General features: G+C 40.2%; 13 protein-coding genes. 5 read left to right on the forward strand and 8 right to left on the reverse strand.

The features are described from left to right. Positions 1-203 precede the first annotated feature (203 nt). Positions 204-425, reverse strand: coding sequence for a helix-turn-helix domain-containing protein (locus tag M472_RS26490; protein ID WP_021068856.1), 222 nt, complete (start codon positions 423-425; stop codon positions 204-206). Between the two features lie 135 nt (positions 426-560). Between M472_RS26490 and M472_RS26495 the strand changes: the two genes are divergently transcribed. Next, the gene (locus tag M472_RS26495) at positions 561-1,235 is read left to right on the forward strand and encodes a hypothetical protein (protein WP_021068857.1); all 675 of its coding nucleotides are present in this window, start codon (positions 561-563) and stop codon (positions 1,233-1,235) included. A gap of 100 nt (positions 1,236-1,335) precedes the next feature. On the opposite strand, the gene M472_RS26500 is transcribed toward M472_RS26495, so the two are convergent. From M472_RS26500 to M472_RS26520, 5 genes are all read right to left on the reverse strand, one after another. Continuing rightward, complete coding sequence (locus M472_RS26500; protein ID WP_021068858.1) at positions 1,336-3,741, reverse strand: ABC transporter permease; 2,406 nt, start codon at positions 3,739-3,741, stop codon at positions 1,336-1,338. 30 nt (positions 3,742-3,771) lie between these two features. Then, positions 3,772-6,156: an ABC transporter permease gene (locus M472_RS26505; RefSeq protein ID WP_021068859.1), complete on the reverse strand. Its 2,385-nt coding sequence runs from the start codon at positions 6,154-6,156 to the stop codon at positions 3,772-3,774. A gap of 31 nt (positions 6,157-6,187) precedes the next feature. Then, positions 6,188-8,602, reverse strand: coding sequence for an ABC transporter permease (locus tag M472_RS26510; protein WP_031301330.1), 2,415 nt, complete (start codon positions 8,600-8,602; stop codon positions 6,188-6,190). A gap of 10 nt (positions 8,603-8,612) precedes the next feature. Next, positions 8,613-9,290 carry an ABC transporter ATP-binding protein gene (locus M472_RS26515; protein ID WP_021068861.1) on the reverse strand — a complete coding sequence of 226 codons (678 nt, stop codon included), beginning with the start codon at positions 9,288-9,290 and terminating at the stop codon, positions 8,613-8,615. A 95-nt stretch (positions 9,291-9,385) separates the two neighbouring features. Further along, positions 9,386-10,636, reverse strand: coding sequence for an efflux RND transporter periplasmic adaptor subunit (locus M472_RS26520; RefSeq protein WP_021068862.1), 1,251 nt, complete (start codon positions 10,634-10,636; stop codon positions 9,386-9,388). 261 nt (positions 10,637-10,897) lie between these two features. Between M472_RS26520 and M472_RS26525 the strand changes: the two genes are divergently transcribed. Genes M472_RS26525 through M472_RS26535 form a run of 3 tightly spaced genes read left to right on the forward strand, consistent with a single transcriptional unit; the run spans position 10,898 to position 14,925 of the window. Continuing rightward, positions 10,898-12,211 (forward strand): TolC family protein, encoded by a 1,314-nt coding sequence (locus M472_RS26525; RefSeq protein WP_021068863.1) that lies wholly within the window; start codon positions 10,898-10,900, stop codon positions 12,209-12,211. Between the two features lie 14 nt (positions 12,212-12,225). Next, positions 12,226-13,587 (forward strand): sigma-54-dependent transcriptional regulator, encoded by a 1,362-nt coding sequence (locus M472_RS26530; protein ID WP_021068864.1) that lies wholly within the window; start codon positions 12,226-12,228, stop codon positions 13,585-13,587. 3 nt (positions 13,588-13,590) lie between these two features. Continuing rightward, complete coding sequence (locus M472_RS26535) at positions 13,591-14,925, forward strand: sensor histidine kinase (protein ID WP_021068865.1); 1,335 nt, start codon at positions 13,591-13,593, stop codon at positions 14,923-14,925. 53 nt (positions 14,926-14,978) lie between these two features. Here M472_RS26535 and M472_RS26540 read toward each other — a convergent pair whose 3' ends face one another. Beyond that, positions 14,979-15,437, reverse strand: a complete 459-nt coding sequence (locus M472_RS26540; protein WP_021068866.1) for a GyrI-like domain-containing protein — start codon at positions 15,435-15,437, stop codon at positions 14,979-14,981. A 115-nt stretch (positions 15,438-15,552) separates the two neighbouring features. Between M472_RS26540 and M472_RS26545 the strand changes: the two genes are divergently transcribed. After that, positions 15,553-16,008, forward strand: coding sequence for a hypothetical protein (locus tag M472_RS26545; protein WP_021068867.1), 456 nt, complete (start codon positions 15,553-15,555; stop codon positions 16,006-16,008). A gap of 8 nt (positions 16,009-16,016) precedes the next feature. Here M472_RS26545 and M472_RS26550 read toward each other — a convergent pair whose 3' ends face one another. Then, positions 16,017-17,162 (reverse strand): BamA/TamA family outer membrane protein, encoded by a 1,146-nt coding sequence (locus M472_RS26550; RefSeq protein WP_021068868.1) that lies wholly within the window; start codon positions 17,160-17,162, stop codon positions 16,017-16,019. Positions 17,163-17,353: the final 191 nt, after the last annotated feature.

Below are 17,353 nucleotides of genomic sequence, written 5' to 3' on the forward strand. Positions count from 1 at the left end.
AATATGAGAAGTTTAATTAATGGGTATTAGGAAGTGAAATTAGTATTTAAAGTTCAATAGAGGAGAAATTCAACAGTTAGAGCAGACTCTCTGTGCATCTGTATATGCGAGCCGATTAGTAGAAGCATAGAGGCACAGCGACAAAGGGTTTTTAGAAAGCTCTTTTGTGTTAATTTAATCAGGTTTTGACTTTGAAGAGAAGTCTATTCCTCTTCCTGTAATGCTAAGCCCTCGCATAATACATTCATCATATCGCAAGGATTGGTATCGATGGCCAAAGCAATCAGATACATCTCATCTAAGCGTAGTTTGGAAGTATCTGTCATCGTAAGTTCGTTTATTCTCGCTTTACTGAGTCCTGTCTTACGTGCTATCATAGATTTATTCACCGATTTTTTTGCTAAGTATTCACCAAGTCTAGTCATGCTATTTTGCGTTTATCTATTAGTATGTATAGATAAATTTATAAAATGTAGTTATTATTATAACAAATGTTTTGAATATTGATTGTTTTTCTTTTCTTTTGTATTGATAAACTATACAAATGTAAACTTTGAATTATGAAAAAGAAGAATGATGAACCGAAAGTAAGAGTCTATACACGCAAATGCTACCCTATGTACATTGCAATTTACTATCGAATATTAATACATCGAATATCACAGAATTTATCACCAAAAGAGATGTCTTTTTTGATGGGAAAGCCGTTGGATTTTATGACTAAAGTAGAGCGGATTAAGTTTATTCGATGGATGATAAGCGACTTTTTTAGAATAGAAAAATCTTTGAATATAGACGGAATAGAGCACGTATTTCCTATTGTAAAAGCTTATTTAACTGAAACTTTTCTCTATCAAATTTCTATAAAGACATACGAGGATTACGTGGTCTATGATATGAAAAAAATGGATTCAGAGAAAGAAGTATTTATTGATGAATTCCAATTAATTGACCAAAGATGTGATGTAAATATTTACCAGTTATATGCAGAATCGGAAATACAAGAAGTAAGAGATTGGTTGAAGATTCTATTTGAAGAAGGCTATTTTCAAGAGAGTAGAACGCCGCTTGAAATTTATAAAAAAAATTGTGTTGATTTTGAGAATAGGGTGAAGCCCATAGTCATTTTAACGATATTACATGAACAAGTTAATTTGAAAGATTTCCCTACCATTAAAAGAGTAGAGAGCAAAAATGGAGCATATTATATAGCCACTTCAGCTGTTGATATATAGAAACCAATATTATAAGCCGTAGGAATTACTAATTATAAACCAATCTTTTCTCGATGATTGATATCAAACTTATTCTGACAACCTACGGCTTATTTTAACCTCATTCATCCCTTAGGCTATTGCTGATAGTATTGCGGGTCGACCAGAAGATAATACCAGTAATAAGAATAGTAACCATGACAGCGAGCAAAACTGTAGGAAGGAGAACAGAAACAAGGTCTATGGAGGTTTGTACGGCAAATCTTTGGAGCCAGTGATTCATGGCAATATATACGAGTGGGATACTGACGAATAGAGAAGCAAGAAATGTCCGATAGAAATCTTTGCCAAATAATAAAACAAGGCCAGTAGGAGAGGCACCTAATACTTTACGGATACCAATTTCTTTCAGACGACTATTGACGGAGAGAGAGGTGAGACCTATAATGCCCAATACGACAATAAGAATAGAAATCACTGTTGCGGTTTGGGATGCTTTTTTCAACTGCAGTTCAGTTTTGTACATCTTAGCTATAGTAGCGTCCAAAAACTCAAATTCAAATGGGGCATCCGGTAGAAGGCGCTTCCATTCTTTTTCTAGAGTTTTTATTTTGTCCGCCATTTCTCCGTTCTTAAGTCGAATCGAAAGATAGCGGTATTGTGGACTGGCTTTCACGGGAAACCAAACAACAGCAGGTGATTGGCTGTGCATGGTATTGGCATAAAAGTCATCTGTGACAGCGACAATCTCTGTCGTGAGCCTATCATCAGACATGGTTATCGACTGGCCGATAGCCTCCTCAGGGATTGTATATCCCAGGTTGGTAGCTGTCTTTTGATTGATAACAACTTTGATATTATTGTCTTGGTAGTTGCCGTTTAAATTTGAAAATTGTCCTGCTATTACGGGTATCTGGTAGGCCTCTGCAAAATGCTCGTCAGCAGTAATGAATAGCGCATCTGTTGTAGATGAAGCTCCCCTTTTTTTGATCTGCTGTACACCATTGCCAAATGCTCCTGGTATACCGTAGGACAGACTTATCGCTTCGATTTGAGGAAGTTTGCTCAACTGTTCGCGAACAGCTTCTATGCGGTTAAGACCAGCATCCGACCAGTCTCTTGGAACCTGTACCGTAAGAAGATGTTCTTTATTGTAACCTAATTTTTCTGAGATAAAGGTTTGAACTTGTTTGCTGACGATGAGTGAGGAGATAAAGACAAAGACGGCAACGGCAAATTGTACAAATAAAAGAACATGTCTCAAGGATTTTTTAGAATCTGTATTTGTCAGTTGATTTTTAACAGCATATATAGCGTCATTGTTGGCCAGCTTGTATGCAGGATAGCTTCCAGACAATAGACCAATAAGTAACACTACAAGAGCAAAGTAAGAGAAAAACGGGATAGGTAGTGCCATCAATCGGGGAAGCGAACTGTCCAGTAAAGATTCGAATAGCGGTTTGAATAGCGGATAACTGGAAATCGCGAGTATGCCTGCTATGGCAACGATGATTACATATTCGATCAATAGCTGTAAGGCTAGTAATCGGCTACTGCTGCCCATTACTTTACGAATGCCGATTTCTTTTAACCGAGATAAACTCTGCCCGATTGTAAAGTTGATGAAATTGATAATTGCCATTAGCATCAAAAAGCATGCAGTCGCTGTGAGAATTATGACCATCTGCTTTATGGCACCATTATTATCTTCTAAATAATAGCTGTCTAGTGGTTTGATATTTGGGGTCAGATTCGCCGCTACTTTTGGGTCGGCATGTCGGCGCAGTAAATCTTTGATTGGTTGCTGTAGTTGTGAAGGGGTGACACCTTCTTGAAGTTGAATAAAACCTGCAATCCAAAGGTTATCCCAGTTGTCTATGTCTCGACCAAAATAGGATTGACTGCCCAATGGTAGGAATATAGTTGCCCGCATAGCCGGCATCAGTTCCATAACCGAGTTTTGTACGGTGGGTTTCATTACCCCGGTTACTGTAAATGGATGGTTGTCACCATTGAAGTTTTTTATTTGGAGGGTTTTGCCAATAGCATCTGTGTCTCCAAAATAGCGCATAGCGGTGGCTTCGGTGATAACTATAGAAGAAGGGGAGAGCAAGGCTGTCTTAGTATCCCCTTCATATAGTTCAAAACCGTACATATCTAGGAGCGTAGGGTCACCTAGAGATACCGCTTCTTCATGTATGACGTCCCCCTGTGATACGATACAGGTCAGCCCATCTATGCGGTAATAGTTGGCCACTAGGTCAGGGTATTCTTCTTTAAGTGACTTGGGAAGAGCTCCTACGGTGGTAAGTTCCATCCCCATGCCTGCTTCCTTATAGATGCTTTGTAGAGCATACTGTCTTTCTTTGTGCCTCAGATTTGAGTTGACTTGAAAGACCTGCCATATGTAGGCTCCTATAAGTAGCACAAAGACAAAAGCAGCGTATAGCCCTAATGTATTTATCAGTGTTAGCGATTTTCTTTTAGTAATATTTCGCCATGCGGTTACGAGGTGGTTTTTCAGCATTGTCTTTAACGTTGTTGTTTAAAATGTTAGTTACTCATCTCTAAGGCTCTTGACAGGATTGAGTATTGCCGCTCTAAAGGCCAATGTACTGACCGTGAGTAATGCTATTACTATGGCGAGTATTCCAGCTAAAGCAAATACCCACCATTGTATATGGATACGGTATACATAGTCGGATAGCCACTGATCCATAATCCACCAGGTGATAGGCGAGGCTATGAGCAGGGCGACGATGACTAATTTTACAAAATCGCGTGATAGCATAGCGATTATACTTGACACTGTTGCACCGAGTACCTTGCGTATGCCAATTTCTTTTTGCTTTTGGATGGTTGCGAATGATACTAGCCCAAGTAGACCCAAACAGGCTATAAAGATGGCCAAGCCTGAGAAAAGCCCCGTGAGTGCTGCTGTACGTTTTTGAGTAGCAAATTTTAAAGCATAATCATCATCTGTAAAGTGGATATCGATTGGATAGTCAGGATTGTATTTCTTTACTAAGGATTGAATTGCTTCTACGTTCGTTAGTAAGCTTTTTGCGCTGTTTAATCTAATATGTATGTAATCTGACCAAATGGACGGACCTTTGATCATCATAGGCTCAATGTTCTGATAGGGGGATTGCCATACAAAATCCTCAATGATCCCGATAACAGTATAGACCTGTTGATATTCTGTATCCTGGCCTACGGTCACTTGTGCGCCTATAGGATTGGTCAATTGCATTTTGGCAACAGCGGTTTCATTGAGCAGGAGGGAACTGGAGTCGGAAGCGTGTCTGTAAATGTCAATATCTCGTCCTTGTAGTAATTTTATTCCCATTGTTTGGGTAAAATCACAATCTGTAGCCATATTATTGAATACGACATCGTAATCTTCTGGTCTACTATTAGGCCAGGAATAGCCCCAGCTGTTACTGCCATTACGACTGATACGTCCCCATGTTTTGCTCATGTTGGTGGCAATTCCTTGCTGAAATAGCTCATTTCTCAATGCTTCATAGTTTTTGCCGAGATTACCTTCTAATGGTAAATAAACGAGGTTATTACGGTCGTATCCCACATTTCGTTCTTCTCCAAAGCGTATCTGCTGACCGATAATAAAAGTGCATATTCCTAGGCCGATTGATATGGTAAACTGTAAGGTGACAAGGATTTTTCTGGGTTGTAGGCCAGCGTTTAAAATCAGATAATTTCCTTTTAAGGTTTTTATGGGATCAAAGGCTGCCAGAACAAAGGCAGGATATAATCCGGCACATAGGGAACAAAAGAAGATAATGATAAGAAATATAGACCAAAAAAATATCGGATCGTCACCGATCGAAAGATCTCCATGTATTAGGTTGTTGAAAAACGGAAGAGCTAAGAAAATAATCAATAACGCTAAGATAGCGGCCAAAAAGGTTAGGATAAAAGATTCTAATAAAAACTGTTGAACAAGTGATTTTTTCGGTGCTCCGACCACCTTACGTACACCTATTTCTTTGGCTCGTCTTTCCGCACCTGCAGTGCTTAGGTTGATAAAATTAATGCAAGCAATCAAAAGAATGAATATACCGATTAGTCCAAATAGCTGTAGAGTGGTGATATTGCCGGCTACCATCTGCCCATTAACAGACTTGTTGTATAAGTGCCAGCGATGGGCAGGGTATAGGTATATGGTCGCTTTTGTGGTGCCGTTGGTATGTTTGGAAACCAGGTTCTCTATGCTCTTATTGATTGAGGGAAGTGATGCTCCTTCTGTTAAAAGGGCATAGGTTTCATGGTTATAAGCAGTCCAGGAGTCAGAAAAAGTTTTTCCTCTTTTTGCGAGATAATTCAGGGAGCAGATAAAGTCGTTTCCATAGAATTTGGAGTTACGTGGAATGTCCTCGATAACGGCTTCTACAGTCAGGGAAACGGTAGTGTCCATATCCACTCTGCGACCAATTACATCTGTTTTACCGAATAGCTTTTTAGCCATGGAGGCCGTTAGTACTATGGCATCAGGACGGGATAAAGTTGTTGCGTAATTACCAGAGATAACTTGGAAATCAAATAGTTTCAAAAATGCAGGATCCGCCGCTATTCCTGAAGCACTGAGGCTCGGTTCGGCATCATGATGAATACGGTGATCAATATTCCATATACGTACGACCTCTTCTATTTCTGGATGTTCCTGCTGTAAAATAGGACCGAGAATGTTAGGGGTTCCGCCCCAGGTATGTTGGTTGCCATCAAATATATCTCTCGTATACACTTGATATAGGCGGTCTGTTTTGGAGTAGAATCGGTCATATCTTATCTCTGAATTAATCCAAAGGGCGATGATCAATGAAATGCCCATGCCTAAGGCCAATCCTAAGATATTAATAAAAGAATACCTTTTGTTTTTCCAAAGGTTTCTCCATGCGATTTTGATATAGTTTCTTAGCATAGCTTTAGTATTAAGATTTAAGCATTATTTCTTATTCGTCCTTCAAACTCTCTACTGGATTACGCTTAGCCGCCATTAATGCTTGGTAGCCTACAGATAATAAGGCTATGAGAAGAGTACTGCAGCCTGCCAACACTAGCGTCCAAGGTTGTATGTCTATGCGATAAGCAAATCCTTCCAGCCACTTGCTCATGATCCAATAGGCTATAGGTAAAGCGATAAATAAGGCGATAATAATCAACTTGATATACTCTCTGGACAATAAACTTATAATACCAAAAACGGTGCTTCCTAATACTTTTCGTATACCGATTTCCTTTGTCCGTTGATAGGCGGTCACTGTCACTAACCCAATAAGTCCCAAACAGCTGAGGATAATGGTGATAGCAGTTGCTAAGTTGATGATACGACTTTGCTTGACATCCGATTCATAGAATGTCTTGAGCTCATCGTCATAAAAGCTATAAATAAAGGGGGCTTTTGGATAAATGTTTACCCATTCTTTTTCCAATATGGCGATGGCTTTTGGCCATTGTGAAGGTCGGTCGGGGAGTCTAATGTTGAAAGTGCGTAAGCTGTATTTATTATTAGTCACCATCAAGGCTAAGGGTCCTACGGCTGTGTGTAAGTTTTTTGAATGAAAATCTTGGAATATACCTTGTATTCGTAAAGGTGCTCCGCTATGGTCGCTAATGTTTTTTCCAGCGGCTTCTTCATTACTAATAAAGCCCAGTGCTTTTCGGGCCGATTCATTGATGAATACACTTCCTACAGTATCCCCTGGAATAGTATTTCTTCCTGCTAATAGTTTTATTTTATAAAGAGACAGGTAGTCTGCGTCCGTGTATTTGAAGGCAAGATTGAGCCGTATCTCACCAGTGTCGGATGGTGCTACCAGGTTATTTCCCCAATGGCTGTTGTCCAACGGTTGGTGCCCTAGTGCTATATCTTGAATTTCGGTGTGTTGCTCAATAGCGTGTTTATAAAGGAATGGACTGGCGTGTGCTTCGTGTTTCGCTTTTTGCGGGATAGCAATTGATACAATAGCGCTTTTCTCAAAACCTAGATCGGAGTCCATCATATATGCTATTTGAGCCGTAATAATAAATGTTCCCACGACAAAAAACTGCGCTATGACGAACTGAAATACGATGAGGACTTTTCGAAGTGATATTCCATTTGATGTCAGATTGCCTATGTTTTTTACTTTTAATACATCAATGACCTTAACTTTGTTTATTAGAAATGTCGGGTATATGCTAGACAAAAGGGTGACGGCAAGGATTAGGCCGGTTAAGAAGATGGAAGTAGCGACCGGTGTATTAAAGTCTTGTATGTTATTAGGAAGGAAGTCGTTATATTGCCATGTAAAGTAAGAGACGAGAGGGATTGAAAGGAGTAAGGCAAAGCCACATATGCACAAAGTCTCTAAGGCAAACTTTAAAGTCAAATGTTGTCCTTTTTCACCTAGAGTTTTTCGGATTCCTATTTCTTTGGCACGATAAGGCAGTTGTGCTGTCGAAAGATTGACATAATTGATGCAGGCGAGAATAAGCAAAAAAATACCTATACCAGATAATCCTAAAATTATCTTCTTGTCAGCTGTGTATTCGCCGGAGGCATACTCTTGAGCAAAGTGCTTTTGAGAAAGAGGCAGTAGGTCAAACCAGACCTTATAATGGTATTTTTTAAATTTTTCTGCATTCATTTCTGCTACTTTGGCATTGATGTTCTTCAGTATCGGTGCTTTACTGTTTTCAGAAACTTTAAGGTATAGTTTATGATCCGAATTTGCACTTGACCATTGTTCATTTTTTAATTCTTCTTTTGGGATCGGCATGAATTCCTTTGCGGTAAAGGAGCTTGGGGATTTTAGATCCTTAACCACACCCGAAATAGTGAATATGGTGGAGTCATAAAGCAAAGTCTTACCAACAAGGGATTGAAGGTCTGCATTGCCAAAGTAATGCTTGACTCTAGATAATGTTAAAACTACTTGGTTAGGCGCAGATAATGCTTTTTTAGGGTTTCCTACAATCCATTCATAGGGTAGCATATCAAAATATGCTGAAGTGGTACTTTTTATTTCTTGAGGTTCGTCAAATGAAATTGTTGTACCGACAGCTGAAGGTATGCTGATTTCTTCATAATATCGGTTGTAGACAGGCACCAGCTGTTCTATGCCAGTTAGTGTTTCTTGCATATAAGGATACAGGGGGAGAGGAATTCCTCCAAAGCCACTCTCTTTACCGTCGAAAACCGATTTATTGACAATCTGATAAATATCCTCACTCTCTGGTAGAGCTTTGTCAAAGCTTAGTTCATAATTGACAATGCGAAATATGATCCAACAGGCACTGATTCCAATGGAAAGTCCTAAGATATTCAGTGTCGTGAAAAATCGATTTGCCCAAAGTTTTCTCAAGGTTAGTTTGATGTGGTTCATAGCATTGTCGTTAAACAGTTTGACTTTCCATAATAACCTGACCATCTAGCATACGTATCACCCGATCTGCAAATTTTGCATCATGCTCTGAGTGTGTCACCATCACAATAGTAGTACCAGCTTCGTTTAGTTCGGTAAGGAGCTGCATGACTTCGTTACCATTGCTCGAATCCAGATTACCAGTTGGCTCATCGGCGAGAATTAGCTTCGGATTGTTGACTACCGCCCGGGCTACAGCAACCCGCTGTTGCTGTCCACCGGATAGTTGTTGTGGAAAGTGGTTGCGCCGATGCATAATCTGTACTTTTTCCAACACCTCTTCCACACGACGTTTCCGTTCGGCAGCAGGTACGTTTGTATATACGAGAGGAAGTTCTACGTTTTCGAAAACAGTAAGCTCATCAATGAGATTGAAACTCTGGAATACAAAACCGATATTATGTTTTCGAAGATTGGAGCGGTTGCTCTCTTTGAATTTGGCAACTTCTGTACCGTTGAAAAGATAGCTCCCTTCATCGAGATCATCAAGAAGTCCTATGATGTTCAGTAAGGTGGATTTTCCGCAGCCAGAAGGGCCCATAACAGCGACGAATTCGCTCTCTTTGACATGAATGTTTACCTTGTTTAAGGCAACCGTTTCAACCTCCTCGGTACGGTAATATTTCTGTAAATTCGTTATTTTTATCATGGTTATGAAGTTGTCTTGCTATAAAGTTATGTAGTTATCTTGGTATCTAGCTATGAAGGTTACAGTAAGTGTGTCTGACATCTTACATCCCAATACTATTTAATATTCAATTCCTGTATCTTGTCGTAGGTTTCATAATTTGAGACTATAACCTTGTCGCCAGGCTTCAATCCACTGATTACTTCATAAAACTCGGGGTTTTGTCTGCCCAATTGTATGTCCATACGATAAGCAGTTGTTCCTGTTTTGTCCAATTTGAAAATCCAGTTGCCTCCGGTTTGCTGATAAAAACCGCCTTTGGCTAGTAATAATGCTTTCGTTTCGTCGCTTAATGAAAGTCTTATCTGTAAGGTCTGTCCTCTTCTTACTGTGGTCGGAGCCTGTCCTACAAATTCCATGTCAACTTGGAACCGACCATTGGTGACCTGTGTATACACTTTTTTGATTTTTAGTTGATAGGGTTTTCCATTCAAAGTGAACTCTCCTACCTGATCGGTAAAAATGCGATTGATGTAGTGCTCGTCGATTTCAGCACGGACTTTAAAGCCCGTAAGCACGTCAATTTGTCCAAGTCGTTCGCCTGCATTTTTATTCTGACCGATCTCTGCGTCAAATGAAGTGAGCTGTCCGTCTACTGGGGCTCTAAGAATCAGGTCCCCCACTTTGCGTCGCATAAGCTTTAAGGCACTTTGTGTACGTTGGAATGTTTCCTGATCCTGTTTAATTTTTTGTCTGCTGGAAATAGAGTCCTGACGTAATATCTGCTTGGTCAGCACGACACGTTCTTTTTGATAGTTGTAGTCATTTTTTGACTTTTCAAATTCTTGAGATCCAATCGCTTTTTCTGCATAGAGCTTCTTATTGAGATTGTATAGACGTGCTGATTCCCGCAATGCCTGTTCGACATCAGCCATTTGATTACGGTTATTGATAGACACCTGTTCGGCACTCGTGCGGGCAATCTGAGCTTGGGTAAGAAGGTTAAGAACCTGTGTCTCCTGTTGGACCAGCCCTAATTCTTGATCGGTATTGGACAGTTTCATGATCGGGTCACCTTTCTTAAGGATAGCTCCGTCTTCTACATATTTCTCTTCGACGCGGCCACCTACAGCAGCGTCGAGATATATGCTGCTTATCGGAAGTACTGTTCCGTTGATGGGGATGAATTCCTGGAAGACACCTTCTTTGACCTCCACAATACTGATGCGGTCCTTATCGACGTTGAGACGGCTATTGCCACTACTGAAATAATAGCTTCCCCCAATCAATGCGACAATGGCTGTTATTCCTATCAGGGTGAGAATACGTTTTGTATTCCATTTCTTTTGTTGTATTGGTCTGTCCATTCAGAAACTAAAAATTAAAAATCCAAAAAGGCGCATAAACAGCCCTTTGGCAGAATCACCTACAATCTTGTGCCATTTTTTTAAATCGTTGTTTTACAGCTGTTTATTGTATTCATCGGGTTTAAGGTGTCCGTATTCGGACACTGTTTGTTCGACAATGGACACCCTATACGATATTTCTTTTGTATGATGTTGTTTTATAGTTGTTTATGTTTTTGGCACGTGCTATGGGTAAGCCAATCTAATAATTGATCATTTAAAATGAAGACGATTTTTAGAATTTTTATTTTGTTTTTATTTACTAGTTGTTTGGTGCAGGCGCAAGGGCAGACAAAACGTTTGTCCCTTGTCGATTGCATCACGTTGGCTCTGGAGAATAATCCGGCATTGCAACGATCCGAATTGAATCTAGTAAGAAATAATATAGCACTTCAACAGGCGAAGAATAATAGGTTACCTTCTCTAAAGGCGGAGTGGGGGCACGCCTATAATGAGGGGCGGAGTGTAAACCCAACCACGAATCAGTTTGTCGAAGAGAGTTATTTTTCAGGGAATCAGGCACTCAATTTAAATGTGCCTATATTTAATGGATTCCAGACATTACACCATATTCGCGAGCAGGCTAATGCGAAAGAGGCAGGACGATTTGAATTTGATCATGCGAAGAATGAACTGAAATTGGATGTGCTGACGGCCTATATCCTAGTTTTGACGGCCAAGGATATGCTGGAACAAACCAAAGGACAATTGGCTGTGACGGAAGAGAATGTGCGGCGTACGCAGATTCTGCATAAAGAAGGGGCGGTAAGCCCTGGAGACTATTATGACTTGCAGGGACAGCTACATGCCGATAAAAATACACTAGAAGCAAGTGCGCAATTGTTAAATAGAAATAGGTTGCAGTTGGCCTCTCTTTTAAATCTGTCTGTAGATAGTTTAGGTGATATTGAACCCTTGGCTATGTCGCTCGATGTAGCAAGGCAAACGGGAGAGAAGCTTTTTAGAAATGCATTGGACGTTTTGCCAGAGTTTAAAGCGTATGATTGGCGTATTAAGGAGGCCGAACAAGGGGTGAAGGTGGAACGTGCAGCTTACCTCCCATCCTTATCATTAGGGGCTGGGCTTTGGTCGCGGTACTCAAGTACCAATCCGAGCAGTTATGGAAGACAGATGAACAACTACCTGTCAAAAGGTATTTCATTAGGACTTAGTATTCCGATTTTTAATCAGTTCCGAACAAGGAATCAGGTTAAGTTGGCGAAGCTAAATCTTCAGGAAGTGATTTGGGATAGAGAAATAGCAAAAAGTAAACTGCGAGAGGAGACTGCCAAAACGGTTTTTGATTTAGAAACACTGCAGGTAAATGTCGCTAATCTCCGGGAACAAGAGAATAGCTATAAAGAATCATTTCGAATAGCTCAGGTTCATTTTGATGCAGGAAATAGTAATTCTGTGGTCTTCCTTACGGCGAAAACAAAACTAGATAACGCCCAAGCTCAGCTATTGATCAAACGGTACGAACTTATGTTGCAGAAATATATCAATGACTATTATGCAGGAACTATAAATTTATAACTAATTTAGTTTTGATGAAAAAAGCACGAGTATTAGTTGTAGATGATGATCAAGACTTGTTGACTGCCGTAAGGATACTCTTGCGTCCGCTGGTCAACGAGGTGATTATTGAGCGTAATCCGGAAAATTTGCTTAGTATTCTGTCGAAAAACACGATAGATCTGGTGTTGTTGGATATGAATTTTAAAAGTGCAATCAATACCGGTAATGAAGGATTGTTTTGGTTGGGGAAGATAAAAGAGGCTTATCCACATATTCGGGTCATTATGATCACAGCTTATGGTGCAGTCGATCTAGCGGTTCGCTCGCTGAAATTGGGGGCTTCCGATTTTATTGTAAAGCCTTGGATTAACGAGCATTTGTTGAATACCCTAGAATCGACCTACAGCGAGACGAGAGAGAAAGGGAAGAAAAAGAATGTGCAGGCATCGCGCGAAGAAGAAGAGTTGGTAGGGAAGTCTGCTGTAATGGAGGATCTGCAGTACAAAATAGATAAAGTGGCACCGACAGAGGCCAATATCCTTATTCTAGGGGAGAATGGTACGGGAAAAGACTTAATTGCGAGAGCGCTGCATGGCCGCTCGTTGCGGAATAAAGGGCCGTATGTGAAGGTGGATGTCGGGGCGCTCACGGAGACGCTTTTCGAAAGTGAGTTATTCGGGTATAAGAAAGGAGCGTTCACAGATGCAAGGGAGGATCGGGTAGGTCGTTTTGAAGTGGCTGATAAAGGAACTTTATTCTTAGATGAGATTGGTAATATTAGTCTACATCAGCAGGCAAAGTTGCTTAGTGTTCTGCAGAATAGACAGGTTATGCCGCTGGGATCTTCAATAGGAGTCGATATCGATATTCGCTTATTGAGTGCGACGAATGTCCCTCTTAGGGCACTGGCTGAAGAAAGCCGGTTCCGAAAAGACCTTATCTATAGGATTAATACGGTCGAGATTCAGGTACCGCCATTACGTGAGCGTGGGGATGATGTGGTACTTCTTGCCAATCATTTTCTGGTTTTTTACAATAAAAAATATCATAAAAGTATCGAAGGCTTCGAAAGGAATGCTATCTCAAAATTGAAATCTTATCACTTTCCTGGCAACGTTCGAGAGCTGCAATACAGCGTGGAGAGAGCCGTTATTATGAGTGAGGGGAGTAGCATTAGCGAGCATGATATTTTGTTCTCTCCTATTGAACAGGCTTCTTTGGTAGATACTTCGATGGAAAGAGTGGAATATGGGAATCAAAGTTTGGAGGAATTGGAAAGAAAAGCTATTCAATCGGCTATTGAACGTTATAATGGGAATATTAGCAAGGCTGCAAAGGAATTGGGCTTGACCAGGGCTGCTTTATATAGAAGGATGGAAAAATATAATATTTGATCAATGGGGATATGGCGTTTTTTTCTTTTCCTGAAAGTCACCTTGTTGCTATTGGGCTGTGTTGGTACAGCTTATCTTGTGTTATTGGGTTATTGGTTATACGCTTTGGGGTCTTTTTTTATTCTCCTGATCTTGGCGTATCAATGGTTCAGGGTCGAACATAAATTACTGGGGTATGTGCTCGATTTTACGGAAGCCGTTCGCTATAAAGATTTTACGAGAAGGTTTGCCGTGAGAAGGCAAAATAGTGTTGAAGGAAAGCTGTTCTCTGCTTTTAATACGATCAATCAGGTCTATAAACAGATTAGTATAGATAAAGAGTTGCAACATCAGTATCTCAACAAGGTGATCAATATGCTGGACTCGGCCATTATTTTTTATGCGGCGGAATCGGGTAAGGTCATTTGGATTAACGATGCATTTAAACAATTATTCAATACGCCTCATCTGGGAAACATAAAGGGGCTTATGAAAAGGCACTTGGATCTATATGATAAAATGCTGGGGCTAAGAGTTGGGAAGCCACAGACTGAAACAGTGGCTTCGATTCAAGGTAAGATTAAATTGCTCATGAACAGTTCGGAATTTGAAACGCAGGAAGGTGTATTCCGGATTGTGGTGTGTCAGAATATCAACGAAGCTATTGATGAGGCGGAGACCAACGCGTGGCAGAAACTGCTTCGGGTATTGACGCATGAGATTATGAATTCCATTGCTCCGATCAGTTCTTTGGCGGAAACACTGCACGGACGTTTGGAAGGTGGCTATAAGGATGAGGATATGGAGGATTTGAAGGTTGGTATCTATACCATAAAAAGGAGAAGTGAAGGGCTGTTGCAGTTTGCCAAAAGCTACAGATTGATCAATAGGGTAGATCAACCTGATTTTAAAGATGTTTTATTAATAGATCTTTTTGAAGATATTTATCAACTTCTTGAACCGACCATGCTGCAGAAAGGAATAAATGTGGATATTATCATTAAGGATAGAAGATTGGTTGTGAAAGCGGATAGGAATCTTATTGAGCAAGTGATTATCAATCTACTGTTGAATGCAATGGAAGCGGTATCAGGTTATGATTCGCCGTATATCAGTATTTCCGGTAAGATGCAGGATGATCGCATACAGATTCAGATTGCGGACAATGGAAAGGGAATGTCGGCTGATATACAAGAACAGATTTTTACTCCTTTTTTTACTACACGGAAAGCCGGTACGGGGGTGGGGCTTACTTTGAGTAAGCAGATCATGCTGGTTCATAATGGGAATATTATGGTTGATAGTAAAGAAGGGGAAGGCAGCGTCTTTACTTTATATTTTGGAGGTGAGCAACTGTAAGTTGAAAACGGTCGATTCTTTAAACTGAGAACCGACCATTTTTTTGACAGGGATTATTTTATTCCTATAAAAATATCTACCTCTGCGTTGTTCATATTTTGACTCCGTTCGTCGTATTGCTCGAAGTCGGATTGAAAGGTCCTGTCAAGATCGGTGTTCCAGATGTGTAGCCACTCGTTGTAAACTATATTCTCTTTCATATTCCCCTTGGCGGTGAATTTCTTGAATTTACCGCCATTGATGCGATGGGCGAGCATACCATCAGGTATATAGTCAATGCTGGCTACACGGCAACCTAATACGACACGATAGGGCTGGGTATGATCTCCTTCATAATCTGTATACACGCTGTAGATAACATGGTCTATTTTATTGGGAATTTTATTTAAAATATCTTCTGCGAAAAAACGTTGCCATAGTGCAGGTATATCAACGTCAGCTTTGCCAGGATCATTGCTGGTCAGGATAGAAATACCTATCAGTTCAAACGGGGCTACTTGTAAAAATTCCATAATATGATGTATTTAGTATAGATCCACAAAATTAGTTCCGCTTTTGACAACTGCTTGTCAGTAGAGCAAAAGGAATAATACTGTTTCTTTTGGTTGAAAGTGTTAATTTTGCCGAATGCGATATTGGTGGCGTTTATGGTTTCATTTTTTTTCTTCTAATAGCCGTCATGGCACACATTCACCTTTTGTGTATAAATTGGCGGATGAGGCAATCTATGCTCGGTCTAAGGATATTTCTATTGAGGATAAGCGGGAGCGGTTGTTGTCCGATATTGCTGCTCACTTTGGCGTTGAGTATGTCGCTTCGGGTTCGGAAAATGGGCCGAATAGGGCTTGGATTGTTGATGAGACTATCGCTGATACCGAGCGATTGGCTACTCAATACACACAATTTAAATATTTGGTGATTCTTGACATCTATAAGAATAATGCGAGAAAACAGTTGTGGGAATCCATTTGTCGAGATTCCCGTTTTATCGTTTGTATAGATTTGTTTTACTATGGATTGGTTTTTTATAGAGAGGAACAGCCTAAAGAGCTTTTCAAGTTGCGTTTCCCATATTGGAGATAAGGATCTTTCTAAAAAGCTTCACTGACACTTAGATAGAATCCCGACTGTCTTTTTTCTCCTGTTCTTTTTTCTCCAAAAGCATAATCTAACCGGATGCTGCTACTGTGTTCTATACTAAAGAAATAACGAATTCCAGCGCCATAGCTTGGTACAAGGCGGATTTTATGTTCTTCTGAAAACGTACTTCCTGTTCCGAGTAGACAGGCAACTCCAAAACGAGGCAGAAAGCGATAGCGTAGTTCTGTTTGTGCCGTGATGTAATTGTTGTCTTTGTAACGTCCTAGGTAGTAACCTCGCATACTCATATCTCCGCCGAGGTCCCTCATGGCGTAAAATGGAATGTTTTTTCCATATGTTCCTCTATAGAGACCTTGGGTAGCTAAGCTTACTTTCTGGGAAAAGGGGTAATAGCCCCGAATGTCTATTTCTACCTGGCTTCCTTTGTAGTTGTCCTTCCCAAAAAAGTTTGGCGCATAAGCATATTTTGCTCTTCCATAGAAGCCTTTAGTCGTAAATGTTGTGACGTCGCGAGTGTCATATAGTGCTGAAACTCCTAGCGCTAAAAATTGTCCACCGGTCTTGCCGTATATATTTTCGGATTCAAATATACCCCCTGTTTCGACATCCTGGAACTTAAAGTTGTCGTAGTTGGCATTTATACCTACATAAAGGTGAGGAGCCATTTTTTTTTCTACGTCGATTTTGAAACGATACAACTTTTGCTCTAGGTAATCCTCATCGGCTTTCCAAGTGTCGTTGCCTATTCCATAAAAGTTGAAAGGCCAGTCTCTTAAACGTATGTCTGTAAGTATGTGGTATTCGTTTCCTCTTGTCCATAGATCAGATGTTATGTTTATCTTCTTTTGTTTTTCTGTAGTCACTGTTGCGATAAGCATAATATTAGAGGTTTTGCTCTGGAGGTCTGTTCTGTCCATATAGAAGTTGTATGCGCTGGCAACTCCTATTTCCAGACCCGTTTCTTGTGCATAAGCAAGTGCTGGTAAAAGCATAAAGCTTGGCCCCCGACTGCTATCAGTCGATGAAGAGAAAACTTTTTTAATTACTCTTTTGATCAAGTTGTTTTCTTTTTGCGCTGTCGCTGTCAGCGATATACCTATTAATATAAGACTAAGTACTGATTTGTATGGATTCATGTAATGTGAAAATTCAAAGTCTCAAACTTAGATAAAATGGATTGAATTTTCGAAAGTGTGATACAAAATACATTAAAAAGAGTCGCTGTTAACAGATCTTGCGCTAAGAGAGCGACGAGGTTATCGCTGTATAACAGATTTTTTTTACTAAAAATAGGTTGATATTCGAGGGATTCGTGAAATAGGTCTTT

The sequence above is a fragment of the Sphingobacterium paucimobilis HER1398 genome (assembly GCF_000416985.1).
Classification (GTDB): Bacteria; Bacteroidota; Bacteroidia; order Sphingobacteriales; family Sphingobacteriaceae; genus Sphingobacterium; species Sphingobacterium paucimobilis.

Excerpts from the sequence above, each read along its gene's own strand:
- M472_RS26490 (WP_021068856.1), bottom strand. The coding sequence starts at position 425 with ATGACTAGACTTGGTGAATACTTAGCAAAAAAATCGGTGAATAAATCT.
- M472_RS26495 (WP_021068857.1), top strand. The coding sequence starts at position 561 with ATGAAAAAGAAGAATGATGAACCGAAAGTAAGAGTCTATACACGCAAA.
- M472_RS26500 (WP_021068858.1), bottom strand. The coding sequence starts at position 3,741 with ATGCTGAAAAACCACCTCGTAACCGCATGGCGAAATATTACTAAAAGA.
- M472_RS26505 (WP_021068859.1), bottom strand. The coding sequence starts at position 6,156 with ATGCTAAGAAACTATATCAAAATCGCATGGAGAAACCTTTGGAAAAAC.
- M472_RS26510 (WP_031301330.1), bottom strand. The coding sequence starts at position 8,602 with ATGAACCACATCAAACTAACCTTGAGAAAACTTTGGGCAAATCGATTT.
- M472_RS26515 (WP_021068861.1), bottom strand. The coding sequence starts at position 9,290 with ATGATAAAAATAACGAATTTACAGAAATATTACCGTACCGAGGAGGTT.
- M472_RS26520 (WP_021068862.1), bottom strand. The coding sequence starts at position 10,636 with ATGGACAGACCAATACAACAAAAGAAATGGAATACAAAACGTATTCTC.
- M472_RS26525 (WP_021068863.1), top strand. The coding sequence starts at position 10,898 with ATGAAGACGATTTTTAGAATTTTTATTTTGTTTTTATTTACTAGTTGT.
- M472_RS26530 (WP_021068864.1), top strand. The coding sequence starts at position 12,226 with ATGAAAAAAGCACGAGTATTAGTTGTAGATGATGATCAAGACTTGTTG.
- M472_RS26535 (WP_021068865.1), top strand. The coding sequence starts at position 13,591 with ATGGGGATATGGCGTTTTTTTCTTTTCCTGAAAGTCACCTTGTTGCTA.
- M472_RS26540 (WP_021068866.1), bottom strand. The coding sequence starts at position 15,437 with ATGGAATTTTTACAAGTAGCCCCGTTTGAACTGATAGGTATTTCTATC.
- M472_RS26545 (WP_021068867.1), top strand. The coding sequence starts at position 15,553 with ATGCGATATTGGTGGCGTTTATGGTTTCATTTTTTTTCTTCTAATAGC.
- M472_RS26550 (WP_021068868.1), bottom strand. The coding sequence starts at position 17,162 with ATGAATCCATACAAATCAGTACTTAGTCTTATATTAATAGGTATATCG.